This is a genomic window from Parabacteroides sp. AM08-6, assembly GCF_003473295.1.
Lineage (GTDB): Bacteria > Bacteroidota > Bacteroidia > Bacteroidales > Tannerellaceae > Parabacteroides.
This window is the reverse complement of sequence record NZ_QRMP01000022.1, coordinates 1-25,032: the sequence shown is the minus strand read 5'-3', so window position 1 is coordinate 25,032 and position 25,032 is coordinate 1. Positions and strand designations below refer to the sequence as shown.

The 25,032-nt window shown below is 41.4% G+C and carries 20 protein-coding genes, 1 tRNA gene and 3 pseudogenes; 7 read left to right on the top strand and 17 right to left on the bottom strand.

From position 1 onward, the window contains the following. The first annotated feature begins 130 nt into the window (after positions 1-130). Positions 131-1,195: a 3-dehydroquinate synthase gene (gene aroB, locus DW103_RS12960; protein ID WP_122276808.1), complete on the top strand. Its 1,065-nt coding sequence runs from the start codon at positions 131-133 to the stop codon at positions 1,193-1,195. Positions 1,196-1,232: 37 nt separating this feature from the next. Continuing rightward, positions 1,233-1,307: transfer RNA gene (locus tag DW103_RS12955), tRNA-Pro, on the top strand. Positions 1,308-1,822: 515 nt separating this feature from the next. Here the strand turns inward: DW103_RS12955 and DW103_RS12950 are convergent. The 3 genes from DW103_RS12950 to DW103_RS12940 form a co-directional block, all read right to left on the bottom strand. Next, on the bottom strand, positions 1,823-2,104 hold the full coding sequence (locus tag DW103_RS12950) for an HU family DNA-binding protein (RefSeq protein WP_122276806.1): 282 nt from the start codon (positions 2,102-2,104) through the stop codon (positions 1,823-1,825). A gap of 22 nt (positions 2,105-2,126) precedes the next feature. Next, positions 2,127-3,002, bottom strand: coding sequence for an AraC family transcriptional regulator (locus DW103_RS12945; protein WP_122276804.1), 876 nt, complete (start codon positions 3,000-3,002; stop codon positions 2,127-2,129). Between the two features lie 360 nt (positions 3,003-3,362). Further along, positions 3,363-3,752, bottom strand: coding sequence for a response regulator (locus DW103_RS12940; RefSeq protein ID WP_122276802.1), 390 nt, complete (start codon positions 3,750-3,752; stop codon positions 3,363-3,365). Positions 3,753-4,016: 264 nt separating this feature from the next. Here DW103_RS12940 and DW103_RS12935 point away from each other — a divergent pair, with 264 nt between their 5' ends. Further along, on the top strand, positions 4,017-4,277 hold the full coding sequence (locus tag DW103_RS12935; RefSeq protein WP_122276800.1) for a hypothetical protein: 261 nt from the start codon (positions 4,017-4,019) through the stop codon (positions 4,275-4,277). Between the two features lie 79 nt (positions 4,278-4,356). Here DW103_RS12935 and rpsA read toward each other — a convergent pair whose 3' ends face one another. The 3 genes from rpsA to DW103_RS12920 form a co-directional block, all read right to left on the bottom strand. Continuing rightward, entirely contained in the window at positions 4,357-6,150 is a 1,794-nt protein-coding gene (rpsA, locus tag DW103_RS12930) for a 30S ribosomal protein S1 (RefSeq protein WP_122276798.1), read from the bottom strand. A 160-nt stretch (positions 6,151-6,310) separates the two neighbouring features. Continuing rightward, positions 6,311-6,697, bottom strand: coding sequence for a hypothetical protein (locus DW103_RS12925; RefSeq protein ID WP_122276796.1), 387 nt, complete (start codon positions 6,695-6,697; stop codon positions 6,311-6,313). Further along, positions 6,698-7,255, bottom strand: coding sequence for an RNA polymerase sigma factor (locus DW103_RS12920; protein WP_122276794.1), 558 nt, complete (start codon positions 7,253-7,255; stop codon positions 6,698-6,700). It lies immediately after the preceding gene. Between the two features lie 161 nt (positions 7,256-7,416). Between DW103_RS12920 and DW103_RS12915 the strand changes: the two genes are divergently transcribed. Continuing rightward, positions 7,417-7,857: a hypothetical protein gene (locus tag DW103_RS12915; protein ID WP_122276792.1), complete on the top strand. Its 441-nt coding sequence runs from the start codon at positions 7,417-7,419 to the stop codon at positions 7,855-7,857. Positions 7,858-7,939: 82 nt separating this feature from the next. Here DW103_RS12915 and DW103_RS12910 read toward each other — a convergent pair whose 3' ends face one another. From DW103_RS12910 to purL, 11 genes and pseudogenes are all read right to left on the bottom strand, one after another. After that, entirely contained in the window at positions 7,940-9,007 is a 1,068-nt protein-coding gene (locus tag DW103_RS12910; RefSeq protein ID WP_122276790.1) for a nitronate monooxygenase family protein, read from the bottom strand. Between the two features lie 174 nt (positions 9,008-9,181). Further along, positions 9,182-10,000 carry a phosphate ABC transporter substrate-binding protein gene (locus tag DW103_RS12905; RefSeq protein ID WP_122276788.1) on the bottom strand — a complete coding sequence of 273 codons (819 nt, stop codon included), beginning with the start codon at positions 9,998-10,000 and terminating at the stop codon, positions 9,182-9,184. A 133-nt stretch (positions 10,001-10,133) separates the two neighbouring features. Next, the gene (locus tag DW103_RS12900) at positions 10,134-11,429 is read right to left on the bottom strand and encodes a hypothetical protein (RefSeq protein WP_122276786.1); all 1,296 of its coding nucleotides are present in this window, start codon (positions 11,427-11,429) and stop codon (positions 10,134-10,136) included. 93 nt (positions 11,430-11,522) lie between these two features. After that, positions 11,523-13,409 carry a beta-N-acetylhexosaminidase gene (locus DW103_RS12895; protein WP_122276784.1) on the bottom strand — a complete coding sequence of 629 codons (1,887 nt, stop codon included), beginning with the start codon at positions 13,407-13,409 and terminating at the stop codon, positions 11,523-11,525. A gap of 112 nt (positions 13,410-13,521) precedes the next feature. Further along, positions 13,522-13,842 carry a HigA family addiction module antitoxin gene (locus tag DW103_RS12890; RefSeq protein ID WP_122276782.1) on the bottom strand — a complete coding sequence of 107 codons (321 nt, stop codon included), beginning with the start codon at positions 13,840-13,842 and terminating at the stop codon, positions 13,522-13,524. Continuing rightward, on the bottom strand, positions 13,833-14,147 hold the full coding sequence (locus DW103_RS12885) for an ORF6N domain-containing protein (protein ID WP_122276780.1): 315 nt from the start codon (positions 14,145-14,147) through the stop codon (positions 13,833-13,835). Before DW103_RS12885 ends, DW103_RS12890 begins: the two co-directional genes overlap by 10 nt. 59 nt (positions 14,148-14,206) lie before the next feature. Next, complete coding sequence (locus tag DW103_RS12880) at positions 14,207-14,662, bottom strand: hypothetical protein (RefSeq protein WP_147381212.1); 456 nt, start codon at positions 14,660-14,662, stop codon at positions 14,207-14,209. Between the two features lie 319 nt (positions 14,663-14,981). Continuing rightward, positions 14,982-15,446, bottom strand: a pseudogene (locus DW103_RS12870) (ORF6N domain-containing protein); the annotation flags it as partial. A gap of 73 nt (positions 15,447-15,519) precedes the next feature. After that, positions 15,520-16,362 carry a KilA-N domain-containing protein gene (locus tag DW103_RS12865; RefSeq protein WP_122276772.1) on the bottom strand — a complete coding sequence of 281 codons (843 nt, stop codon included), beginning with the start codon at positions 16,360-16,362 and terminating at the stop codon, positions 15,520-15,522. 16 nt (positions 16,363-16,378) lie between these two features. Next, positions 16,379-16,504, bottom strand: a pseudogene (locus DW103_RS18650) (ORF6N domain-containing protein); the annotation flags it as partial. Positions 16,505-16,696: 192 nt separating this feature from the next. Next, positions 16,697-20,386, bottom strand: coding sequence for a phosphoribosylformylglycinamidine synthase (purL, locus tag DW103_RS12855; RefSeq protein ID WP_122276770.1), 3,690 nt, complete (start codon positions 20,384-20,386; stop codon positions 16,697-16,699). 411 nt (positions 20,387-20,797) lie between these two features. Between purL and DW103_RS12850 the strand changes: the two genes are divergently transcribed. The 3 genes and pseudogenes from DW103_RS12850 to DW103_RS12830 form a co-directional block, all read left to right on the top strand. Further along, positions 20,798-21,124 carry a hypothetical protein gene (locus DW103_RS12850; protein WP_122276767.1) on the top strand — a complete coding sequence of 109 codons (327 nt, stop codon included), beginning with the start codon at positions 20,798-20,800 and terminating at the stop codon, positions 21,122-21,124. Next, positions 21,079-21,783: a nucleotidyl transferase AbiEii/AbiGii toxin family protein gene (locus DW103_RS12845; RefSeq protein WP_122276765.1), complete on the top strand. Its 705-nt coding sequence runs from the start codon at positions 21,079-21,081 to the stop codon at positions 21,781-21,783. The genes DW103_RS12850 and DW103_RS12845 overlap by 46 nt, the downstream gene beginning before the upstream one ends. 1,173 nt (positions 21,784-22,956) lie before the next feature. After that, positions 22,957-25,032: pseudogene (locus DW103_RS12830) on the top strand (hypothetical protein); the annotation flags it as partial.

Below are 25,032 nucleotides of genomic sequence, written 5' to 3'. Positions count from 1 at the left end.
TCAAATACATCTATAATCCCTTTCGAATGGAATTTCGGTTTCTTTCGGAAGGGATTTTCTTTTCCCTTGTTTTGATAATCGGATAACAAGTAATACCTTTGTCCTGACGATATTAATAAAAAGAAAAAATATGGCTGCCCAAAAAGTAGTAATTTGTAAGGAGCTAAAAGCAGAACTACAAGATTTCCTTGCTGCTATGAATTACGATAAATTGTTTATCCTGACCGATACAAATACCCAAGTGAAATGTTTTCCCCTGCTGAAAGATGTCCCTGCTTTCCGGAATGCCCCTGTCATCACCGTAGAGGCCGGTGATACGCATAAAAGCCTGGAACAGGTATCTCATATCTGGTCGCGTCTTTCGAACGAAGGAGCGTCCCGCAATTCGTTGCTTGTAAATTTAGGCGGGGGAATGGTCACCGATATGGGAGGTTTTGCCGGAGCTACATTTAAACGCGGACTGCATACGGTGAATATCCCGACGACACTGATGGCATCCGTTGATGCGGCTGTAGGAGGTAAAACCGGTATTAACTTTAATGGCCTGAAGAACGAAATCGGTTCGTTCTATCCGCCTGAATGTGTTTTCATCGATTGCGAATTCCTTCGTACGCTGGACCGTGACAATCTTCTTTCCGGTTATGCCGAGATGATAAAACATGCTCTTATTAGTTCGGTGGATACGTATGCTTCCGTTATGCTGTTCGACTTGGATGCAGAGATGGACTATGCTTTCCTGAATAGGATGGTAGCTCAGTCGGTTGCCGTAAAGGAGCGAATCGTGAAGGAAGACCCGAAAGAGCATGGCATCCGGAAGGCTCTGAATTTCGGTCATACAATCGGTCATGCGTATGAAAGCTTGTCATTTAAGAAAGGCAATCCATTGCTGCATGGACATGCAGTTGCTGCCGGCATTATAAGTGAATTGTATTTGTCACATAAGCTTTGTGATTTCCCGGTAGATAAGTTAAGTCAGGTTGTTTATTATATAAAAGAGTATTATCCTGCTTTCATTTTCGACTGTAAGGATTATGACACTTTGTATGAACTGATGACGCATGATAAGAAGAATGAAGCCGGTATCATTAATTTCACATTGCTTGCTGGAATTGGCGATGTCCGGATAAATCAACAAGTGGAGAAAGGAAAAATATTGGAGTCGTTGGATTTTTATCGTGAAAGTTTTGGAGCATAAGCAAAGAATAATTACTTTTGCACCCGTAAAACAAAAGCGGGGTGTAGCTCAGCCCGGTTAGAGTACGCGTCTGGGGGGCGTGTGGTCGGACGTTCGAATCGTCTCACCCCGACAAAAGCTGAGTAAAAAGAGAGTCAGGATTTAGTTCTGGCTCTTTTTTTTCAAGATACTTTGAGATGGAAATGGATTCCTTATTAATACGCCCTCTCTATAGGTTTTGCATCAATTTCATCCTTCATCCTTCATTTTGAAAATAAGCATCTCAGAAACTGACTATTACGCTGAATGATGGGACTGAATGTATCCTTCATATCCTTCAGCCCATTTTTTCGGCAAATAATCACTTCTCTTCTGGTATGAATCCAATAGGGAACTATTATGTTTCAAGCAATGATGTATCTTTGAAGATAGTGCTTTCTTTCCTTCTCTCCCGGCTCGATAAGATTGCTAACCAGGGTCGTTAAGCTTGCTGACCTTGGCAGTTAACCTTAGCGACCCGGGTGAAAAAGAATATAAGCAATGAGGATTGCCTTAAAATGTAATATCTTTCTTCTTGCTTTCCATAAGGGAAAAAGAAAAATTAAACGGGGAATCTTTCCGTAAAATTGTCTTTTCCGGATTTATCCCTTACTTCTTATCGTTCATACGCTCAAGTAGATAAGGAGCACATTTGAAATGGATAATCGTGCGTGGAGTTAGCAAGACGGTGTTCCCATTTCTGGGATTGCGTGCCGGCCGGCTTGTTTGTAATCTTGGCTTGAACGAGCCGAAACCGGTCAAACAGATACGATTGCCGGCTTTGATTTCTTCGATTATTAACTCTTGCAATTCATCGATAATGCTTTTTATTTCATTTTTGTCTTTCTCTGTTTTCTCAGACAGGACCTGAATTAATTGACTTCTGTTCATAATCTGTAGTGATAAATGTTATTTATATATGTTTTTTATATTCTATAGGCGACATGCCTGTGTGTTTCTTGAAAAATCTTCCCAAGGAAGATTGATTAGAAAAATTGGTTTTCATTGCAATTTCCTGAATATTCAAGGTTGAGTTCTTCAGGAGAGCTTTGATTTCCTGGATTATATATTCTATAATCCAGTCTTTAGCCGCTTTGCCGCTTACCTCTTTTATTACCATTGACAGGTATTTGGGAGTAATGCACAGCTTATTGGCGTAGAATGTAACGTCCCTGTGTTTTTTATAATGCTGCATAATCAGTAAAAAGAAATTATGGGCTAATTCCTTTTTGTGAGTATTGAGTTGGGCTTTCGGATTTTTTGTCGTGAGCTTATAAATATTATATACGTCTAAAAAGAATATGCGCAACAGGTGAATGATGAAGTCTCTCTTGTATAGATTGACGGACGAATCAACTTTTGCCCGGATTAGTTCGAAATAGTTGAGAAAGTTTGTGACCTCAATATCCGTCAAATTATAAAAATAGTGACTTCTGTGATAGAAAAAGAAGAAGGGTGAAAAACGACATAGTCCGCTTAACACATCATTATATAGATTAATCGAAAAAGTAAAGTAATCCGCTTTGAAATCATTACTTATTTCTGAGATTGAAATAAGTTGTCCGGGAAATATAATGATTAATTCGTTTTGCGTCAAAACATGTGCATTGGCATGCAGCTCTGTTTTTGCATATCCTTGTGTGCAAAAAGCAACGAGTCCCCATTTCGCATAAGTCGGATATGGGGTACTAGGAAGTTGCCGAGCATTTTTAAAAATCTTAAAGTCATCTTCCAAAGAATAAACATTTACTGGGGTGTCTGGAATGTTTCTGTATTTGTTGTATGACATTTTTTATGTTTATTTCTAGTGTAAAAATATAACTTCGTTCTTTACCAAGTCTCAATAGTGGCTGTTTGGTATAATATTGAAGAAGTATGGAACGTATCCCCGGTATTTTTATATACTAACAATATTCTCTCCTACTAATTAACTGATTATTTGGGATTTTGTTCAATTGGAGCGGATTAATAATTCTAATCGGCAAACAGTTTTTTTTGGTTATTGTTTTGTAATGAATACGTAAGGTTGTATAATGATAAAAGCAACTGGATAACGATAAATTTTCGCTATCCGATTGCTCGTATTTTATGATTTTCTTAGGTTAAGAAAGTAAGTGCTCTTTTAAACGGCACAAGACTGAGCATTTTGTTACCACACAATTTGCGGTAAATATGTAGATATGGTCTTCTTTAATTCGACAATATTGATAGGTTTTGTTATAAAACCGTTGCTTCCGGCGGCTCTTGCTGCTTCCATATCATTTTCAAAAGCGTAGGCGGATTGCATGATAATTGGAATCTCCTTGTCTTTTTTTCTTATTTCTTTTAAAGCTTCGAGACCGTTCATCTCCGGCATTTTTATGTCGAGCAGGATGAGATCGGCATGTTGTTCATTATATACTTTAAGAAGTTCAACTCCTGTTTTTGCCTGAATGACATTACAGTGCTTTTTCAGGATGGTCTTCAGTAAAAGAAAGTTGCTTTCTTCATCTTCTGCAATCAGAATTGTTACATTCTTGTTCTCTTCGTTTGTGCCCATTACTATATAAATATTATATGTCAACAAATTTCAGCATTAATTTTCAGATAACCAAATATATTTCCTATGATAATCTCTCTGATACTATTATTTGGAGAGGAATGATGCGTAAAATTAATGATTATTTCAAATAAAAAACAGGAAGAAGGGATAAAGATGGAAGGATGTTTGTATATTTAGTGCATCAAACAGAAATGAGCCGAACTAACTCGACTCAGGATTGGTTATTAATGAAAAGCAAGTGTAACTTTAAAATCAAAGATCATGGGAAAGTGTCAATTAATTCACAACAATGAATTCCATTTGATTGGAAAACCTGAAATCCATAAGGCTGTGGCTAAGTTGGTTGAGTCGTTAAATCTGGCTGCCGGTTCTACGGACGGGTTTGATGTGTATAAGGTCGTGGAGGCTTATTTTGTCGATTTGGACAAGCGTCACGAAATAAACTGTCTTTTGGGTATTTCCGAAGATTGTCAGTATCTGGGTGCGCAGGAACAATTGGAGGAAGTGATAAAGGATGTGTAGCAAATAATTGGGGAAGACATTAAAAAAGGAGATATCCGTCGAACGAATATCTCCTTTTTGTTTATCTGAAAAGTGGTGATTATTTACCAGCCAGTTTTTCTTTCAGAGCTGCGAGTTCTTCAATGTCACCCAGTGTAGTCTTTTCAACCGGACCGGTTACCATTGCAGATTCTTCTTCTTTCTTGCTTCCGCGTTTTGCAGATGCTTTCTTTTCGCTAGCTTCTTTCTTGGCACCCTTCTGTTCATCTTCAAAGATACGGCTGTGAGAAAGGATAATTCTCTTCGCTTCTTTGTTGAATTCGATTACCTTGAACTGCAATTTTTCGTCTACAGCAGCCTGAGAACCATCTTCTTTTACCAGATGTTTCGGAGTTGCGAAACCTTCTACGCCGTAAGGCAGAGAGATTACAGCACCCTTATCCAGTACTTCGATGATTGTTCCTTCGTGGATAGAACCTACAGTGAAGATTGTTTCGAATACATCCCAGGGATTTTCTTCCAATTGTTTGTGGCCTAAGCTCAAACGACGGTTTTCTTTGTCGATTTCCAAAACCTGAACTTCGATTTCTGCACCAATCTGAGTGAATTCGGACGGATGTTTGATTTTCTTTGTCCAAGACAGGTCGGAGATGTGGATTAAGCCGTCTACGCCTTCTTCGATTTCTACGAATACACCGAAGTTAGTGAAGTTACGTACCTTAGCCATGTGGCGGGAACCTACCGGGAAACGAGATTCGATATCTTCCCAAGGATCAGCTTTCAGCTGTTTGATACCCAGGGACATCTTACGTTCGTCGCGGTCGAGTGTCAGGATAACAGCTTCGATTTCGTCGCCTACTTTCATGAAGTCCTGAGCAGAACGCAAGTGCTGTGTCCAAGACATTTCAGAAACGTGGATTAAACCTTCTACGCCCGGAGCGATTTCGATGAATGCTCCGTAGTCAGCCATAACGACAACTTTACCTTTCACTTTGTCACCAACCTTCAGGTCCGGATTCAAAGCATCCCAAGGATGCGGAGTCAGTTGTTTCAAGCCGAGAGCGATACGTTTCTTTTCGTCATCGAAGTCGAGGATAACCACATTGATTTTCTGGTCGAGCTGAACGATTTCTTCCGGATGAGAAACACGGCCCCAAGAAAGGTCTGTGATGTGAATCAATCCGTCTACGCCGCCCAGGTCGATGAATACACCGTAAGAAGTGATATTCTTGACTGTACCTTCCAGTACCTGACCTTTTTCAAGTTTGGAGATGATATCTTTCTTCTGTTGTTCAAGTTCAGCTTCGATAAGAGCCTTATGAGATACAACAACATTCTTGAATTCCTGATTGATTTTAACAATCTTGAATTCCATTGTCTTACCTACAAATACATCGTAATCGCGGATAGGTTTCACGTCGATTTGCGAACCCGGCAAGAATGCTTCGATACCGAATACGTCTACAATCATACCGCCTTTCGTACGACATTTGATGTAACCTTTGATAATTTCGTCTTTTTCCAGTGCTTCGTTGACACGATCCCAAGAACGTGTAGCACGTGCTTTTTTGTGAGAAAGGATTAATTGTCCTTTTTTGTCTTCCTGGTTTTCGATGTAAACTTCTACTTCGTCACCAATTTTCAGATCCGGGTTGTAACGGAATTCCGCCATAGATACAACACCATCCGATTTGAAACCGATATTTACTACAACTTCACGTTTGTTCATTGCAGTTACAGTTCCCATAACGACTTCTTTGTCCTTTACGGTATTCAAAGTCTCGTCATACGTTTTTACAAGATCGTCCTTGCTTACTTCACCGTAAGATTCGCCTTGTTCAAAGGCATCCCAGTTGAAATCTTCAACGGGTTGAATGTTCTTTAAATTTTCCATTCTCTAATTGTTAATACTTAAGTTTGTTTTAATTAGTAAGTTAGACATTATGTTGTCATCTCTCAAAAATCGGGGCAAAGGTAATGCTTTTTTCTGATAGACAATGCTTTTTGTATGGAAAAAACAATCTTTATGTCTGTTATGCAGGCACCTGCGGATTTTAAGTAAGACTGATGGGGTCTGCCTCTTGTTGTTTATCTTTATGAGTAAATTGTTTTTTTCTGAAATGTTTTCGGAACAGATAGTCTGAACCGAGAAGAACCAGTGCCAACATGCCGATATAGAAGTAAAAAGGCAGCATGGTTAAGTCCGGTATTGGCAACGATATTTTAGGGATACCTATATATAAGATGGAGACAACGGCCAGTGCTGCTATCAACAGGGAAGTGATTATCACAATTGTCCAGCCCCAGCGTTCGCTTTGTATCCGTATCCGTTCCGTTTCCATCTCTATTTTTCGCATGACGTTGATGCGGAACGATTGGGGGAGTTCTTCTTCCGGCATCCGGCTGAATAAATCGTTTAGTATGTCATTATTCTTGTTCATTTATTGTTCCTCCATTCCTTTTAATATAACAAACAACTTTTTCCGGATACGATGTAGTTTCACTTTTACATTTGATGAACTGAGTCCGGTAATGTCTGCGATGTCATCAATTGTTTTTTCTTTTATGTAAAAGAGCAAGATAATAGCCCGTTCCTCCGGGGGCAATTGTTCCAAGGCCGCATCCAGTTTATTCATTTGGACGGATGTGTCACTCCGCCCCAATGCTTCGGCTACTTCTTCTTCCGATACATTATTAATTATAGCGTCTTCTATCGCCAGAAATTCATGTTTCTTTTTCCTCGTTTCCGAAATGGCCGTGTTGTAGGCAATCCGGTATATCCAAGTAGAGAAACTGCTGTCTCCTTTGAATGACGACAGATACCGGTAAACTTTTACAAATACATCTTGTGCAAGTTCTTCTGCGTCTTCCCGGTTGCGTACAACTTTAAAAATCAGCGAATAAACCTGACGGCTGTATTTGTCCAGAAGGCAGGCAAAGCATGCCGTATCTCCCGCTTGTATCCTTTTTATATAATATGTATCGGTATACAATTCCATTGTATTATAATGGACGCAAGTCGGGACTTCAGGTTACAACTTGCAGCAACAAAAATAATTATTTTTTCCGGAAAATATTTATTCTTTTTCTTGTAACCTTTTTGGATATGCTACGTCAAAAAGGGCAAAGAGTATAATTAATCATTTAAAACGTTACGATTATGATGGATTTTATTACTGTTCCGCTGATTGTCGGAATGTGTGTTGCAGGCGTATATGGATTGTTCGAACTGTTTGTCCATAAGAAAGAACGGTTGTTGTTTCTGGAGAAAATAGGAGAAAAGTTGGGTGAAAAATTGGATGCTTCCTCCTTGGAGGGAAAGTTCTATTTCCCAAACTTCGGTAATTTTAGTAGAGTATCTTTTAGTGCTTTGAAAGGTGGGTGTTTGTTGGCAGGTATCGGGCTTGGCTTGCTTGTCGGTTTTATTATTACAACTACGATTACGCTGAATTCAAATGTGTCGTATTTGGAAGATAGCTGGCAGTGGTATCGTGGCCAAATAGCCGGAGTGGTTTATGGGGCATCTGTTCTTCTTTTCGGAGGAATCAGTTTAATAATCGCCTTTATCATCGAATTGAAGTTAGGCAAAAAGAAAAGTTGATATTTTTTTCAGTGTGTGTGATGAAAAGGCGAATCTATTGTGGGTTCGCCTTTTTCATACACCTCTTTTATAGTTTAATACTTTATTCTCTAGCTTTCCACTCATTAATCAGTTCGGTTATCGTTTCCTTCACCGACATGATACGTGTAGTACGCCAAGCATTGCTTCCAGCGAAAGCATAACCGTTTTCAAAGTTTCCTTTGAATGCGTTATACAAAGCTGTCACAATACAATACGGACTGCGGGATATATCGCAAGTCTTGATGCATTTGAACGGACAAGCTTTCGGTTGCTTCAATCCATCTTTCACTTTCTGCAAGAAATCGCAATGAATGGCTCGTCCCGGCATACCGACAGGACTCTTGATAATCTCAATATCCTTTTCTTCCGCTTTGATATAGCTCTCCTTGAAAGCTTCGGAAGCATCACACTCGGTAGTGGTGACGAAACGGGTTCCTAATTGAACGCCCGATGCTCCAAGGTCCATCACGCGTTTGATATCTTCACCCGTATAAATGCCTCCTGCTGCAATTACCGGGATTCTCTTGTTGTATTTCTCTTCGAAGAGAGATACTTCTTGTACCACTTGGGGAAGCAGTTCTTCCAATGAATAGTTGTTATCTTCCAACTGGTTTTCTTTATAACCTAAATGACCGCCTGCTTTTGGACCTTCCAGTACAACCGCATCCGGCAAATAATCGTAATTGTTTTTCCATTTTTCGCAGATGATGCGGATGGCGCGGGCACTTGACACGATGGGAACCAGCTTGGTTACACTATCTTTCTTTAGGAAAGAAGGCAGGTCTAGCGGGAGTCCCGCACCACTGAAAATAATGTCTACCTTTTCGGAAATACTTGTCTTAACCAGTTCTGCAAAGTCGGAAAGAGCAACCATTACGTTCACGCCGATGATACCTTTGGCCTTTTCGCGGGCTTTCCGTATCTCTTCTGCCAACCCTAAATTGCCGGCTTCTGTGTAGTTAGGGGAAAGTTTTTTATATAAAAGTCCGAGACCGGCTGCGGAGATAACGCCAATCCCACCTTCATTTGCAACGGCCGAGGCTAAGCCGGAAAGAGAAATCCCTACGCCCATTCCACCTTGGATGATTGGAATACGAGCCTTAAGGTCTCCAATTGTCAATGTCTTCATTGTAAGTAAAATATGTTTATAAAAAATATGGAAGCAAAGGTAGCATAATAAACCAAAGAATGTGCAATTTATACTAGAATTATTGCACAGGCCAGTAAAAAATGTGCAGTACATGTATAAAATAAAAAAGAGCAGAGGTTCACTCCGCTCTCATTCAAATGTGATATGTCGGATTTATTTTACCGGGATATAACCTACTTTCTTTACGGTTTCCTGGCCTTCAGCCGACAAGATATAATCAATAAACGGTTTTACTTTGCCTTCGTTCTTCGCTTCATAATAATAGAAAAGCGGACGAACGACCGGATATGTTTTGTTTTTTGCATTGGCAAACGACGGTTCGACATAATTCTTTCCGGCATCGTATGATACATGGATGGGTTTCACTTCCTTGTTGACATAAGCCAGTCCGACATAACCGATTGCACCTTTTGTCTGGCTGACAGATTGGATGATTGCTCCGGTTGCCGGCATGCTAAGGATGCCATTCATGTAATTTTTATTTTTCAATACGCTCTCTTTGAAGAACTCGTATGTTCCGGAAGAGGTTTCACGCGAGTAAGCCACGATTTTCATATCAGCGCCACCTACTTCTTTCCAGTTCTTTATTTTACCGGTGAATATCCCTTCCAGTTGTTCGCGTGTCAGATTAGTTACTTTATTGGATGGGTGTACAACAACTGCCAATGCATCATAGGCAATTACGATTTCCTTAGGACTCTTCTTTGCTTCCTGAAGTTTGACTTTTTCGTCAAATTTCATTTTGCGGGACGACATTGCGATGTCGGTTGTCCCTTCCATCAAAGCGGAAATGCCGACACCGGAGCCGCCTCCGGTTACTGTGATTTTGGCGGCTTTATTTTTGTTCATGTAGTTTTCTGCTTCCGTCTGGCTGAGAGGTAAGCAGGTATCACTCCCCTTAATTTTCTGTGCAAATACATTTGTAGTAAATAAACAGGCGGCTATTGCTGCCAGTAAGATTGTCTTTTTCATTTCTCTAAAATTGAATTAATTTTCTACGTGCAAAGGAAATACAGTTGTATTTCAATGGCGTGAAACAGATATTACATTTGTATGAAGAATGAATTATTAAGACTTCCCTTCTTTTTATAAAGGGCTTTTTCTCTTAAAACTTGTATTGCAAGCGTACGGTCAGCACATCGTCTTTACGATTTTTCTCGTATCCTTTTACGAAAGGGGATTTCTCGTTAAAGTTGAATTCATAATAGGCTTGCAGGCGGATGTGCTTATTGAAATTGTATAAAGCTCCGATGCCTAATGTGCTTTGTGCCAAATCCGTTTTGGAGGTAAGGCTGCCATCTACACCGATTTCGCTGCCTTTCAGTTTGGTGTTAGGGTCGTAAGCGTCATATTTCAGAACGGCAGAGAAAGGAGAAACTCCGATATCCTGTACGAAATAGAAGAAATATCCGATAAATGGCCGTTTGAATAATGAGTTTTCCGGTAAATTTTCCGGACGGGTTCCGGTATTGGGACTCTTGCTGCTACCGGCAATACCCGGTTGTGTCCCTAAAAGACCTTCGGCGCGGAGCGTTGTCTTTCCCCATGCACTCAGAAAAGAGAACTGAGCATCCATCCCGATATATTCGCGTTTCATATAGGTTCCTACTTCCCCTTTGTCGACCGAGACAAATTGTTTACCTTTCAGTTCATAGGCTGTTGTAGTCGAATTGTAGACGCCTCCGTTGTAGTAGGAGACTCCCAACCCCCATTTTCCCCAATCGCCAATTGTCTTTTCAGCTCCCAGGCGGCCGATAAAATCTTTTCGGTTATCGGTTTCTCTGTTAATACTGTTACCTGCGAATAATCCGGCATCCAGTCGCAGGAAATTAAGCGGACTGGTAGCCTTTGTCCGGAGGGTCAGCATGGCTCCCAAGTCACGTTCGTCCGGGAAAAAATATTGAATAATGGTAGCTCGTTCCGGTGATTCCAATCCGCTTGTCGAATATCCGATTTCGTAACCGAAAGGACGGTTGAAAACCCCGGCCATCAATTGGCTGCGTTTTGTCCAAGGGTCTTTAAGTCCGATGTATAAATCGCGGAAACTAACTCCTTTGTCGTTGACTTCAATCTGTACAGCCCCTGTGCCGATACCGTCGTTGTACTCGAATTTGACACGTCCGCGGCGGATACCGATACGGTTGAAACCTTTATCGACATGTTCATTTTTGTCGCCGACCTTTAATGTCGCGTCCTCTTGGCCATACTGAAATTGCCCTTGTATGTAGGCGGATACTTTAAATTTACTGAGTTTCTGAACTATTTTATCCAGCGTAGCTACTTCGTTTTCAAGTGAGTCTACACGTAAGTTCAGGTTCTCTGTATTCCGGGTTTCTTGTGCTCGAATAGCAAAAGAAGAAAGTGCTAATAAGGAAAGCACTACAAATGTTCTGAATTTCATCCTTGACTTTTTAAATTCGTTTGCAAAAGAATGAATATTTTGTTTCGGGATTACGACATATGTGTTACATTCCTGTTACAAAGTATCGGCTACTCACTCCCTTTTCCCTGCTCGTTTCTCTAGTTCTTTGATTGTTAATGTGATAACTTTGCCTATCGGCCGGTTGTCGCGGTAGGTTACAACACGCAACCAAGTCGCATCTTTCGGAACTTGTAAAGGCGAATGATATTTCGGGGTGAAGTTGTCCGGATCTGTATTGTCGAAAGTATAATAGATATCCAGATTGCCCGGTTCACTTTCCAGTTTGATTTCCAATATTCCCTCTTTGTTATATCGGGATGTGATAATGGCATTGTACATACTGCGGGCATAATTGATTTGTGCGTAGTATGCCCGTTCGAAATGTTTTTCTACGCGGGGATAAAACTGTTCCCAGTTTGTTTTGGAAGGTCCGCTCCAGAGTACTTCGGCAAGTGCCCATCCGCGTGGCCAGGCCATGTATTCGGCATGACGGAAAGTCGGAAGCGACTCAGCCCATAGATTGCCTTGCCCACCTAATATCATATCAGCCGGTACGCCGTCCGGAACAGGATTGAAACTATAAGCGTCTTTCAACCGGCACATGGAGTAGGTGTCGGGTTCGACAGACGGCTCTCCTTGCCAGAGGTCTAGATAACAATGTTCGGAAGGAGTCATAATCACATGATGTCCGGCTTTTGCCGATTTGATGCCACCTTCCATACCCCGCCAACTCATGACGGTGGCATCGGGAGTCAAGCCTCCTTCCAATATCTCATCCCAACCGATTAATTTTTTCCCTTTCGATTTTAAGAGGTCGCCCATCCGATGAATGAAATAACTTTGCAGTTCTTCTTCATTCTTCAGGTTTTCCGCTTTCATCCGGGCTTGACAATCCGGACATTTGTGCCAGAAACCTTTGAAACATTCGTCACCGCCGATATGGATATATTCATCCGGGAAGAGGGCTGCGACCTCTGTCAACACCTTGTCCATGAATTCGAATGTGAAGTCTTTGCCGATACAAAGCGTGTTTTCATCTTCTCCGTAGAACTTGTTTCCCACATTGACAGCATCCGGCGCTTTCATACATGCCAGTTCCGGATAGGCAACCAGCGTGGCTACACTATGGCCCGGCACATCTATTTCCGGGATAACCCGTACATAACGTTCGGCTGCATAAGCCAATACCTCTTTTATCTCTTCCTGTGTATAGAAACCTCCGTAGGAAGTTTCTTCCCCCGGTTGCTGCCGTTCGCGTTGCCACCATTGGCCGACCCGGGGAGCGCGCCAGGCTCCGATTTCCGTCAAGCGGGGTAAAGATTTTATTTCGATGCGCCAACCCTGGTCGTCCGTCAGGTGCCAGTGGAAGACATTCATTTTGTATTCGGCCAATTCATCGATGTATTTTTTGACTTCTTCTTTGGTAAACCAATGGCGGCTGACATCCAGCATCATACCGCGCCAAGGGAATTGCGGTTTATCCGTAATATCGGCACAAGGAATAGTCCAATCGATATTTTCCTGTTTCGTAGAACTTTTGATTTCCGGCGGAAGCATTTGCAAGAGTGTTTGTACTCCGTAGAAGATACCTGCCGGTTTGTTTGCCGTAAGGGTGATATCCCCGCGTTTTACCAACAGATGGTATCCTTCTGTTCCCAATGAAGTGTCTTCCGTTAATTTGAACTCTATTTTTCCATGTTTTTCTACCGGCACATCAAAACCGGTGGCGGGCACTATTTTGTTGTTGAAATATTGCGCGATAGCTATTAGTTCCGGATTCGATGTATCGAGCGTAATGGCTGCCCGTCGTGTTAGCTTGAAATGGCCGGCTTTTACTGAAACTCCCTGTGGGGCAGGGATTAAAGCTAATGACGCGGAAGTCTCGTCATTATCATTTGAGCAGGATACATAACCTAACATAAAGCTTGCAACAGCAAGCATAAGCAACCATTTCTTCATGTGTGTTGTTTTTTGCACGAAGATAAAGATTTTATTTTAAACGTTCCGTTAGAAGCCCTATTCTTTGTTATAGTATATACCATGCCAAGGGAATTAGCCCGTAAGTCTGCCTTCAAAACACAGCAGCTATTTTCTTTATATTATTCAGCTTTTCACACAAGGAATTATTCTTTCGTGCTACCTGTATATTATAATCCGTTTGTATTCTTACAAGCAAATCGGCATTGATACCTAAAGCAGCCTCTAAAAGTAAGGCAAACTCGGTAGTTATCGGACGTTTTGCATTTAACGTTTCATTTAAGGCAGAATAAGACAAACCAAACTTCTTTGCAAAGTCCTTTTGTCTTATGCCTCTGCACTCTAATTCTTCCTTTACCAACTCGCCCGGATGATAGGGACGGAATGACTGTAAATTATTTGCTGTTATACCCATAGTTCAAAGAGCTGTACTGATACAAATCTTCTATTCGAGAGGCATTTCTTTGATGACACAAAGGTAACATATAATTGTATAATTCGCAATATTAGCGAATTGTTTTCGGCAATAGTCATTAAAACAGATGAAAGTTGAGCAACTCCATGTTCTGTAAAGGCAAATGGCAGATATTTAGGGTGCTGTCCTCTTGCTTTGTTTAAGGTGCAAAAACTGCACCTTAAAGAATCCCACTTTTCTTTTGTCAGTTCAAACATAAAGTCGCAAGGAAATCTCCTGATGTTATTTTTTACGGAACGTTTCAGATAAAATTTATTTCAGCCTTGACATTTCCTTTTAATGGGATAAGAAAAAGAGTCAGCCATTAGTATATCTCATTTCCGGTATCCCTCTCCAGATTGAAAAAATCTTTAAAATAAATACAAGCAATGTGATATTTCCCCTTGTTAAACACTATCTTAGTGGCATAAATTAATTCACTAGGCAATGTGTTAGAGTTGATTTCTTCTTTTCTTATTCCGGGGATATTCCATTCCGATACTAGCTCCATCATATATTTTGTAAATAAAGATTCATTCTTACTTTCAAAAGGACCTTGTTCGTTGGTATAAGAAAGCATTTTATTTTTATTCCAAATAGTAATAAGAAGATTCCCCTGTGCGCCATACATTTCCAGAATATAAACAGTGTCATTTTGGGGAGAATATTCAAACTTGCTTAGATAGTCTAATTGTTTTCTATATAAATTTAGTGATTTTCCAATAACGTCCTGATTTCCTTGACAAACATATATATCTTCATATATTTGTAAATTACGCATACGTTTTTGTGCGCTACAACCCAATAAGATGAAAACAAGTATCGTATAAAAAAAATGACTTTTCATATGCTCCCCTCCTGTTGTGGAATTAGAAATGTTCAATCTCGTCTATGTCAATATCGAAATATTTTTGAATATTGGCAGGAACTGATTGAGTTAAAGCATTTCTGCTTCTCTGAAAATCAGATTTACCCTGCTCCAAACTATATGACTGAGCATTGAGTTGGGAGAAGAGAATAAAAGGCAATATGTAAATTAAATACTTCATTTGATTTCTTATGATTGCCAAATATACAGAATCTTTTAAAGATAACCTTATTTATTTCACAAAACCGATTTTAGGTCGTGGCTTATTGCTTAAAGCTTTTGTGCTTTGCAGTTCGGCTAAGGTTTCGTTTATCAGTTCCAGTTGCATGCGAGTGTCATCGTTAATATCATTGTAATCGGAAAAGACTTCTTCGATATAGGATTTCAGTTCTTTGACTTCCTGTTGGAGTTTTGTAATGTCGTTTGCAGGAGAGACATCTGTTAATTGTCTGATAGCAACAAATGCACGCATAATAGAAATATTGACCTCGATAGCAATATCTGAATTCAATATACTGCTGAGCATGGATACTCCTAATTCGCTGAATGCAAATGGCAGATATTTAGGGTGCTGTCCTCTTGTTTTGTTTAAGGTGCAAAAACTGCACCTTAAAGAATCCCACTTTTCTTTTGTCAGTTCAAACACAAAGTCACAAGGAAATCTTCTGATGTTATTTTTTACGGAACGTTTCAGATAAAGTTTATTTCAGCCTTGACATTTCACTCTTGGAACGTACCTTTGTGTTCGGATAAAGAAAGGCTTAGCATCTTTATTTTTTTTCTTCTAATTTTCGAAATCCTTTTTCTGCGTCTATTGCATTGAGACGTGTCAGTTGGCGTTCTGCCATTTCGTGCAAACAGGCGTATCGGGTGGATTTGTCCATATCACGTTTCAAAAGTTCTGCGTTAAACGATTCAAGATTCGCCAAGACAACCAATTCGTTAATACTTGCCGTATCGCGTATATTCAAACCTTTCTTTGCGTATCCGGGATTTGCTTCTCGCCATTGCTTTGCTGTACAAGCCCACAAAGCGAGGTTCAGCATATCGGCTTCATCTGCGTAGGCGTATGCTTTCTCGCGCTCAACATCAATTTTGGGAATGATAAAATCACGGACAGCATCGGTATGAAGCGTATAATTCACTTTACTAAGCACCCGCTTTACGTTCCATTCGCCGAGCATCGGATTGTTTTCAGCCTCTTTAAGCCGCTGATATTCGGTAATCAAATAGAGTTTAAACACCGGGCTGAGCCATGAGCCGAACTCAAACGCAATATCTTTATGGGCGTAAGTTCCACCGTTTCGCCCTGCTTGGGAAATCACACCAATAGCATCAGTTGCCTCAATCCATTTGCGGGGTGTCATATTAAAACGGTTTGCCCCAGCCTCATGCAAAAAGGTGTCGAATTCGACACCTTTAAAGGCGGGGTTGTGCAACATCTCCCAAGTACCAAGAAACTCAAGAGTATTGCGATTGCGCATCCAGTTGCGGATATGATCTTCGCCCTCTTGACCCTTTACCATATCGGTAAGGCAAATATAATCGTTATTTTTCTCAGAAATAACGGTTATTTCCGTACCCTGTACGGTTATTTTCTCTTTTTTGCTCATATTCTTTTTACTTACTTTGTTGTTGGAGTTTTGTAATGTCGTTTACAGGAGAGACATCTGTTAATTGTCTGATAGCAACAAATGCACGCATAATATTAATGTTTACTTGTATGGCTATATCACTGTTCAATATCCCGGATACGAAGATATGTATTTTTTTCTTCAAGGATACCATTCGGGCTTTGAAAACAGATGAATAAGAGAGATCTCTTGGCTGAGGATAACTTTCTGACGTGGCGGATGATAGAAAAACGGACAAGCCTCGTTTTTTACTTCGAAGCTTGTCCGTTCTGATAGGGACGACGATGGATTTTTATCCGTTCGTCATCTATTTTTACTTATTCTCTTCAATCCACTTCCTTGCATTCACGAAACCCTCAATCCACGGGGTAACTTCATCGCTGTTGCGACGCTCGGCAGGGTAGTAGCCACATTGCCACGGGAACATGGCGCGTTCCAGGTGAGGCATCATGGCCAAATGGCGGCCATCTTTCGAGCATACGCCGGCAACAGACCAAGGGGAACCGTTCGGATTGGCAGGATAACCTTCATAGTTGTATTTGACTACAACATGATATTCCTTCTCTTCGTACGGGAAATCGAACTTGCCTTCTCCGTGAGCCACCCAGATACCCAGCTTGCTTCCGCTTAATGAACCGAACATAACAGAATGGTTCTTCGGAATTTCCACTGTGATGAAGTTGGATTCGAACTTATGAGAGTCGTTGTGCAACATCTTATGTTTCTTTTCATGTTCAGGATAGAGAACTCCCAGTTCCGCCATCAACTGACAACCGTTGCAGATACCCAGACTCAACGTGTCGGGACGGGCATAGAAATTATCCAACGCTTTCTTGGCCTTTTCGTTGTATAAGAAACCACCGGCCCATCCTTTGGCGGAACCCAACACATCGGAGTTGGAGAAACCACCGCAGAATACAATCATGTTGACATCTTCCAACGTCTCGCGTCCGGAAGCCAAATCGGTCATGTGGACATCCTTTACATCGAAACCGGCCAAATACAGCGCGTAGGAAGTTTCACGTTCGCATTGGCAACCTTTTTCACGGATGACAGCAGCCTTGATACCACTCGGTTTCGTGCGGTCGGCAGTCAGGCCCAGCGAAGAGAGCTTGCCGGTAAAGTCTTTGTGATACTTGAACTCCAGCGGCTGCATCTTGTAATTCTCGAAACGGTTGCCCGCGCATACACTGCCGCTCTGTTTGATATCCAGTTTATAAGACGATTCGTACCAAACATCACGCATATAGTCGATGCCGAAATGATATTGAATGCCCTCTTTCGATACCAGGATGTGACGTTCGTCGGTCGGTTTGGCTATAACAGCGAAACCAACACCGGCATCTTCCATCAACTTTTCGAATGCTTTCTTTTCTTTTACCTGGACTAAGATACCCGGATTTTCCGCAAACAGGATTTTTACGATGTCCTGTTCTGCCAGTTTATCCAGATTTACCTCCAAGCCACCTTCCACGTTTGCGAAACACATTTCCAGCAAAGCAGTAATCATACCGCCGGCGGAAATATCGTGGCCGGCCAGAACCAGCCCTTTTTCGATAGCCTCCTGTACGGCATTGAAAGCATCCCGGAAATATTCGGCATCTTTCACCGTCGGTACTTCGTTACCCAGCTTGTTCAACGCCTGGGCAAAAGCGGAACCGCCCAACTTCATCGTGTCGAACGAGAAGTCTATATAATATAGGTAAGAATTCTTTTCATGCGCCAGTACGGGAGAAACGATTTTCCGGATGTCGCTCACTTCTGCGCCGGCGGAAATGATAACCGTTCCCGGAGCAATCACTTTATCGTCGCCATATTTCTGCGTCATGGATAACGAATCTTTACCTGTCGGGATATTGATACCCAGCGAGCAGGCAAAATCGGAAGCAGCTTCGACTGCCGTATACAGACGGGCATCTTCACCTTCGTTGCGGCACGGCCACATCCAGTTCGCACTCAGCGAAACACCGGCCAGCTTGTCGGTCAGCGGAGCAAATACGATATTCGTCAACGATTCGGCAATCGCCATTACAGAACCGGCAGCCGGGTCAACCATCGCCACTTGCGGGGCATGGCCGATAGAAGTGGCAATACCGGATTTTCCCCGGTAATCCAATGCTACGGCTCCCAAGTCACTCAACGGCAACTGCAATTCTCCCTGACATTGCTGGCGGGCGATTTTTCCGGAAACGGAGCGGTCCACCTTATTTGTCAACCAGTCTTTACAAGCCACAGCCTCCAGTTGCAATACATTTTCCAGATAATGATGCAACTCGGATTCTTTGTAAACAACCGGCTGGTATGTTTCCGTAACCGTATGGTCGGTCATCACCGTACGAGGCGGTTTGCCGAACATATATTCCAGTTTGATGTCGATAGGCTTCACACCGTCCGCCTGTTCGAATACGAACTTCATGTCGTCGGTCGTTTCGCCTACCACATACATCGGAGCACGTTCGCGGTCGGCGATGCGGCGTACGCGGTCCACATCTTCTTCTTTCATCAGCAGACCCATACGTTCCTGGCTCTCGTTTCCTACGATTTCCTTGGCGGAAAGAGTCGGGTCGCCGATAGGCAGCTTACTCATGTCGATATGCCCGCCGGTAGTTTCCACCAATTCGGACAGGCAGTTCAGGTGGCCGCCGGCACCGTGGTCGTGGATGGATACAACCGGATTCTCGTCGGACTCGGCTATCGTACGAATCACGTTGGCCGCACGTTTTTGCATTTCCGGATTGGCACGCTGTACGGCATTCAGTTCGATGCCGCTGGTGTACTGTCCCGTATTCACGGAAGAGACGGCACCGCCACCCATACCGATGCGGTAGTTGTCGCCCCCGATTACCACCACTTTCTCACCCGGTTCCGGCTCTCCCTTCAGCGCATCGCGCATATTGGCAAAACCGACACCTCCGGCCAGCATGATAACCTTGTCGTAAGCATATTTCTTATTGTTTTCCGCATGTTCGAAAGTCAGCAACGAACCGCAGATAAGCGGTTGTCCGAACTTGTTGCCGAAGTCGGAAGCCCCATTCGAAGCCTTAATCAGGATTTGTTCCGGAGTCTGGTACAACCAGGGGCGCGGATCCAAAATCTTTTCCCATTCGCGTGCCCCTTCCGTACGCGGGTAAGAGGTCATGTAAACAGCTGTACCGGCGATAGGCAAGGAGGCCTTACCACCGCCCAGACGGTCGCGAATTTCACCACCCGTACCAGTAGCCGCCCCGTTGAACGGTTCTACCGTAGTCGGGAAGTTGTGTGTTTCGGCTTTTAGCGAGATAACCGTTTTGATATTTTTTACCGCGTAAAAATCAGGCTTGTCGCCGCTTTGGGGTGCAAACTGCTCTACGACTGGTCCTTCGTTGAAAGCCACGTTATCTTTGTAGGCGGAAACCAGTTTATTCGGATTTTCGGCAGATGTTTTCTTAATCAGGTTGAAAAGCGAACTTTCTTTTTCTTCACCGTCAATCACGAATACCCCGCCGAAAATTTTGTGACGGCAATGTTCCGAGTTTACCTGCGAAAAGCCGAACACTTCACTGTCTGTCAACTTGCGTCCCAGCTTTTGGCTCACTTCGTTCAGATAGGCGATTTCTTCCTTACTCAGTGCCAAGCCTTCCTGTTGGTTGTAGGCCTCCAGATCTTCGATATAAACGATTGGGTCCGGTTTTTTACTGATGGTGAAAATATCCTGGTTCAGACCGTTGTAGATGCGTTGCAGCATCGGGTCGTGTTCCGCATCGCCCGAAGAAACAGGAAAATATTCTTCGATGCGTGAGATGCCGCCGAGTCCCATATTCTGGGTAATTTCCACGGCATTCGTACTCCACGGGGTAATCATTTCCCGGCGCGGCCCAACATACCAGCCTTCCAATGTCTCAGCCTGGAGCGGAGTAGCCTCACTAAATAACCAAACGAGTTTTTGAACATCTTCAGGAGAGAAAGCGTGTGCCGCTTCCACAGCCAGCACCGTCTTTGTTGGAGATTGAAAGAATAGAATCATATCGTTGATTTATTAATTGTATTCTGTTCGTATGGGGCAAATCGGATACCCCTCGTTTACAGAGTGCAAAGATAAGAATTTCGTATCAGATAATTTATGGTTTTCCGTCGCAACTTTTGAAATGTTTCCGGATTATGCCTGTTTGCTCCTTATGTAATCAGGAATTATACGGCGGCTTTTTTGAATTAGTTGCGCGGCTAATTGCCTTTCGACAATTGTCGCAAGGTCTTACCATAACCGTCGCAAGGCCTTACGACAGTTGTCAAAAGGCCTTCCCATAATTATCGAAAGGCAAATTGCTTGTATGGAAAGCAGAAAAAGGCGGGTAGAAAATCATCACAAATATAGTAGAAAAATTGGATGTTACGGTGAAAAATGGTAATTTTGTATATATGTAAAAAAGAGAAGGTAATGACTATATTTGACGAATATAAAACTTATACGGGTGATTCTTCAATCTCTCCTTCATTGCTCTGGGAATATGACTTGTCTCATTTCGATTGGTGGAAAACGAGGAAGGTTGTGGTTCAGCGTGTCATCGAAAGAGGCTGGCTAAAGGACTTTTATGCTGCATTCAATCTGTATGGAGGGATAGAGGGATTCAGGGAAATAATAAAGGAAATTCCCTACTTGTCGGCACGGGATATGAATTTTGTCTGCATCGTCTTTGACCTCAAAAAAGAAGAACTAAAATGCTACACACGGAAACTGTTACGGGAGCAACTCTTGAACTCCTGAGAAAGCTGGAAGCGGAAAGTGCCCTGTCGAATTTTAATTTGGCAGGCGGAACCTCTTTGTCCCTCTATTTAGGCCATAGGCTAAGTGTGGATTTGGATCTTTTCACGCCTGAACCATTTGATGCAACCAAATTGGAAATGTTCCTCTCTAATAAATATGGTTTCCGTACTGATTTTATGGAAAGGAATACCCTGAAAGGCACTATCGATGGAGTCAAGATAGATTGTATTACCCATTCCTATGAGTATCTTGAGAAGCCTTACACTGAGTCTGGTATAAGATTGTACAGCATGGAAGATATTATTGCTATGAAACTTTCCGCCATTGCCGATAATGGTTCACGGTTAAAGGATTTCGTAGATATCGCTTTCCTTTCCACCCGCTTTCCGTTCAATTCAATGCTCAGGTTGTATGAACAGAAGTTCCCGGGCTCAAATGTTATCCGACCTTTCAAAGCAATGACTTACTTTGACGACATAGATTTCGATGAGGATATTGTGATGTTAAATGGCAAATATGATTGGAAACTTATTGAAAAAAGATTGGTTGATATGACTAAAATTCAAGATAAAGTTTTTGAGTCGTTTCCGCTTCCTCAAAAGAAACAAAAGTCTGAGCCGGTAAAAAAGAATATCCATAAGCGGGGTTTAAAAAGATAAATACGTAGAGGCTAAATGGAGCCGATAAATTATTATCAACCCCATTTAAAATATACTCTAATTGACTTATTACCATCAAAAACATTGCCTACCTTTGTGGCAGAGAGTTATTTGAAATTATGCAGAGCAATGCAATGTGTAGCTAGACTTCCATTACTATATCGTTACCTGCATCTTTATAAAAAACACTTTTAATCGCTGATTTATAAAAGATTAAAACGAACTATACTCTTTTAGACAAAGAGACAGAACCTTTTGTCTGCACTTATAACAGCAATATTTATTCATTATACTCCAAATTAAAAGAGAGTGATGAGAAAAAGCGAGGGCGGTTTGCAACTGCTAAACAAAATTGGTTACATCTGATTGACATGAATGTGATTAAAGCAAACTTTCTCTGCAAGGAGGTAACGGAGTATCCTGATTCAAAAACTGACATCGCGCAACATCTGATATTTGCTGCTCAGTTGAGCAAACATGTGAATAGTCATGAATGCAGAGTCGCTATATTAAATTCGTTTCCCATTTTTTTATACGAGTATCTGAAAATCACCATATAAATAAGAATTTATTTCCCTAATTGACGGAATTAGTTTTAGTCTATTCTAATGCTATATTGGGAGATGTATGCGGAATCAGAAAGGGAAACTGTTCATCTTGAATTTCATCGGATAATGTTAAATTTTATATACGAAAAGTACTTCAAAGCGGGTAAGTTGAAAAAACTCTCATATTCATGATATTTCTTGTCTTTGTAATAGGTTGATTATTAGCAAATTGGTTTTTGTGTAATGTACGCGTGCGTCTGTATAATAAAGGGGTGAAATGGGGTAGAAAAATTAAATTAAACGATTGATAATTAAAAAGATAGATGCGAAAAACCAAATGACTAAAATAAACGTACGTTTTTTTTTGTCGTTTTTTCAGCTCTTTGCAGAGTTCGTAATCGAAAGCCCGAATTTTGTACATACTTCGCTATCTGATTGATAAGAAAGCATATACAGAGAGAAAAAAAATCGAAGAAAAGAATTGTCGGTTCAAAACTTATGCCTATTTTTGTGACGAGAAAAAACGTACGTTTTATTTAGTCATTATACAGAAATTAACGTACGGGTGTACATATATAAGAACTTATTTCAATTAACAGTATTATTAATATTAAAATTTAGAAGTATGAATAAGAAGTTTTCTACTTTTTTGGCCGGTGTCCTGCTGGCCGGTAGCGTCGGGGCGTTTGCGGCTACTATAGCCCCTACTGAATTAAAAACAGGAGATGTCGTTTTTGTGAAGAATGACTTTACGGATAATGCGTATGGTAATCTTACTCCTACTTATTTGAAAGCACAGGGAGACAAAGGCATTATTACTGTCTCTCAAGCTGAATATAAGTTGGATACAAAAGCAAAGATTGACTCTGTGAGCTGGAAAGTTACGGTACGTGAAAATGCCGGAGGACTGAAAGATTATAAATTTACAAACGTTGCAACAAACGTTGTAATGGCTTATGATGCTCCGAAACAAGAGGTTGGTTACAGTGACGAAAATACTATCCTTGCAACAACGGATTCTGCTAAAGTGGTAACCGCAACGGATTTGAATTCATACTGGTCAGTAGATAAGGTTGCTTCGAGTGACAAATATACTATCGCTTATATGTATCATACGGAAGGAGTTGATTCTGTCGTAGCTATAGGTTCTTATCGTTCGGCAAGAGATAAACCATATAACATGGCCCGTACAGCTCGCATTGAGTTTGATACTGATATGAAAACTTCTTTGGCGAGTTTAGCAGGTGCTAGTGCTACTATGATGGTTGCATCTTTCGGTGAATGGCAGTTGGATAAGGATGCAGTTGATGCTGCAATGACAGCTATGTACAAGATCCCGTATTCAGAATTGAATACTTCTCGTATCCGTTCTACGAACATTCAAGGATTGGTGAACTTCGAAATTATTCCGGTTGATTACAATCCTACAACAGATGAGATAACACCGGCTGCTACTCCGAGTACTGCAACCCAATTTATCTTCAAACCCGTATCACAAATCGGTTTGGATAACCCTAAATATTATGCAATCGATACAGCGCGTTATAATATCGCAGGTGCACATCAGAATAATGTTTATGCTTATGGTTTGAGCACTGATACTATTGTTACAGATGCAACAAAACATGCAGGAACTACTAACCCCAGAAATGGTCTTAAGGTATTTACTCTGATGCGTGAAGTAGGTAATGCCGATAGTATTATTTTCCGTCCGGAAGCAATTGTAAAATATAATTCAGCAGCAGCTCCTTATTTTACTGTAGCTCCTAACCCTAGTACAACTACCTTGACACTTGGTACTTATACTTATGCTAACGGTGAAGTAGTTTTAGGTCAAGCTAAATTGGATAATACAAAATTGGTTTCAACTGTGTTTGCTGAAAATGATGCTACTGGCGCTGATCGTGTAGAAGGTATTTTGCGTCCTTACGCATTTACAGCACCTGTATATCCTAACATTGCTGAAGGTTACTACTTTATCCAGAATAAGGCAGCAGACAAAGCAAATGCGGAAGAAAAGAACTTCGACAAATATTATGTATACAGTTTGTGTGGCAATGAAGACGGTACAGCTTATGTAGATGAAGCTTCTGCAGACAACTCTTATCAGGTATGGGTTGTATCCGGAAAAGACGATAAGCTGAAAGTTCAGAACCGTTATACAAAAGAAGTATTGGGTGATGTATTATATGAAGTAGGCGATGGTTTATATTCAACGGGTAATTTGGATACTTTGGCATTCGTAACTGCTGATGCAGAGAAGGGTGCTATTGATTATTTCGCAATCGATCCTGCTGATATAAACTATAAGAAATTCGCATTAGGTCTGGTAAACGGTATCGGTGCAAACATCTATGTAACAACAGTAGCCGACTCAGTTCTGGGTGTAAAAGCAGATGATGCTTCCTTAATGTTGTATCCGACAATTGGTACAGTAACAAAATATGGTGTAAATGACGAATTGTTAGCTACCGCTTATACTTTCAAAACTAAAGACGGTAAATTCTTGGGTAAAAATGCAGCTGGTAAATATGTCGTTTCAAAGAACGTACCTGCAACTCCGTTATACTTTAAGGTTGCTGCCGATGGTGAATATTATATAGTAGAAAGTGCTTTGACAAGTGCAATTGCAACTCAAATCACTACTCCTGTAGCATATTTGACCACAAAAGCAACAGACAACTACCTGACAACAAATACA

What these genes read in the sequence shown, in the direction of transcription:
- DW103_RS12925 (WP_122276796.1), bottom strand. Translation starts at nt 6,697, where the DNA reads ATGAACAAGAATAATGACATACTAAACGATTTATTCAGCCGGATGCCG.
- aroB (WP_122276808.1), top strand. Translation starts at nt 131, where the DNA reads ATGGCTGCCCAAAAAGTAGTAATTTGTAAGGAGCTAAAAGCAGAACTA.
- DW103_RS12910 (WP_122276790.1), bottom strand. Translation starts at nt 9,007, where the DNA reads ATGAAGACATTGACAATTGGAGACCTTAAGGCTCGTATTCCAATCATC.
- DW103_RS12895 (WP_122276784.1), bottom strand. Translation starts at nt 13,409, where the DNA reads ATGAAGAAATGGTTGCTTATGCTTGCTGTTGCAAGCTTTATGTTAGGT.
- DW103_RS12865 (WP_122276772.1), bottom strand. Translation starts at nt 16,362, where the DNA reads ATGAGCAAAAAAGAGAAAATAACCGTACAGGGTACGGAAATAACCGTT.
- DW103_RS12900 (WP_122276786.1), bottom strand. Translation starts at nt 11,429, where the DNA reads ATGAAATTCAGAACATTTGTAGTGCTTTCCTTATTAGCACTTTCTTCT.
- DW103_RS12890 (WP_122276782.1), bottom strand. Translation starts at nt 13,842, where the DNA reads ATGGGTATAACAGCAAATAATTTACAGTCATTCCGTCCCTATCATCCG.
- DW103_RS12920 (WP_122276794.1), bottom strand. Translation starts at nt 7,255, where the DNA reads ATGGAATTGTATACCGATACATATTATATAAAAAGGATACAAGCGGGA.
- DW103_RS12880 (WP_147381212.1), bottom strand. Translation starts at nt 14,662, where the DNA reads ATGCGTAATTTACAAATATATGAAGATATATATGTTTGTCAAGGAAAT.
- purL (WP_122276770.1), bottom strand. Translation starts at nt 20,386, where the DNA reads ATGATTCTATTCTTTCAATCTCCAACAAAGACGGTGCTGGCTGTGGAA.
- rpsA (WP_122276798.1), bottom strand. Translation starts at nt 6,150, where the DNA reads ATGGAAAATTTAAAGAACATTCAACCCGTTGAAGATTTCAACTGGGAT.
- DW103_RS12915 (WP_122276792.1), top strand. Translation starts at nt 7,417, where the DNA reads ATGATGGATTTTATTACTGTTCCGCTGATTGTCGGAATGTGTGTTGCA.
- DW103_RS12935 (WP_122276800.1), top strand. Translation starts at nt 4,017, where the DNA reads ATGGGAAAGTGTCAATTAATTCACAACAATGAATTCCATTTGATTGGA.
- DW103_RS12850 (WP_122276767.1), top strand. Translation starts at nt 20,798, where the DNA reads ATGACTATATTTGACGAATATAAAACTTATACGGGTGATTCTTCAATC.
- DW103_RS12950 (WP_122276806.1), bottom strand. Translation starts at nt 2,104, where the DNA reads ATGAACAGAAGTCAATTAATTCAGGTCCTGTCTGAGAAAACAGAGAAA.
- DW103_RS12845 (WP_122276765.1), top strand. Translation starts at nt 21,079, where the DNA reads ATGCTACACACGGAAACTGTTACGGGAGCAACTCTTGAACTCCTGAGA.
- DW103_RS12940 (WP_122276802.1), bottom strand. Translation starts at nt 3,752, where the DNA reads ATGGGCACAAACGAAGAGAACAAGAATGTAACAATTCTGATTGCAGAA.
- DW103_RS12905 (WP_122276788.1), bottom strand. Translation starts at nt 10,000, where the DNA reads ATGAAAAAGACAATCTTACTGGCAGCAATAGCCGCCTGTTTATTTACT.
- DW103_RS12945 (WP_122276804.1), bottom strand. Translation starts at nt 3,002, where the DNA reads ATGTCATACAACAAATACAGAAACATTCCAGACACCCCAGTAAATGTT.